At 67.8% G+C, this 891-nt stretch carries 1 protein-coding gene; it reads left to right on the forward strand.

All coding sequences use genetic code 11. The features are described 5' to 3' along the window. On the forward strand, positions 1-888 hold an 888-nt coding region (locus tag A3840_RS01725), incomplete at its 5' end, for an autotransporter outer membrane beta-barrel domain-containing protein (protein WP_131798213.1). Between the last annotated feature and the right edge of the window lie 3 nt (positions 889-891).

Genomic DNA, 891 nt, shown 5'->3' on the forward strand with positions numbered 1-891 from the left:
GGCATCGCCAATGCGGGCGAGTTCCTGACCTGGCTGCCGCTGAACGGGGCGCATCACCGGCCGCTGATGCTGACGCCGAGCCTGAGTGGCGACATGTGCGCCTGGGCGACGGGGGATTTCGCCCATCACGGCCCGTCCTCGACCGGGCTGGCCCTGGCCGAAATCGGCGCCTGTACGGATCTGGCCGGCGGCAATGTGCGGATCGGCGGGGCGGTGGGCACTACGGGTTCCTGGCAGGACCTGGCCCTGGGCGGCTCGGCGCGGATGCAGGGGCAATATGTGCTGAGCGAAATCGACTGGCAGCCCGACGGCACGCCGCTGCTGCTCTCCGTCACCGGCATGCTGGGCAGCTACAAGGCCGATATCGCGCGGGCCTATTCCAATGGCGCGGCGACGGCCGTGTCGAACGGCGAAACCAATGCCCTTGGCGGCGTGGTGCGGGTGCGGGCGGATTGGCTGGAAGCGGCAGTGATCGGCAATACCAGCATCAATCCCTATGCCGCGTTCGGCTTCGGGGGATTGCATGTGGATGGCTATGCCGAGAGTGGCGGGCCGTTCCCGGCGGTGTTCAACGAGCAGAACCTGCGCCATGCCGAAATCCGGGTGGGCGTGACGGCGGTGACGGAGTTCTCGGCGGCCACCAGGCTGTCGACGACGCTGGAAGTGGCGCATCGCAGCGGCACCGGGGCGGTTGCGACGGGGCATGTGCCGGGGCTGTTCAACTTCTCACTGGGCGGGGGCACCTATGGGCAGACCTGGGCCCGGATCGGGGCGGAGCTCGACCACAAGGTCAACGAAAACCTGTCCCTGTCCGCCTCCACCCATCTGGCCAGCAATGGCCGCGATCCGAACCTGGCCGTCTCGGCCGGTATCAAGGGAGCTTTCTAGCAT

Origin of the sequence: Devosia elaeis, assembly GCF_001650025.1 — a bacterium.
Taxonomy (GTDB): domain Bacteria; phylum Pseudomonadota; class Alphaproteobacteria; order Rhizobiales; family Devosiaceae; genus Devosia; species Devosia elaeis.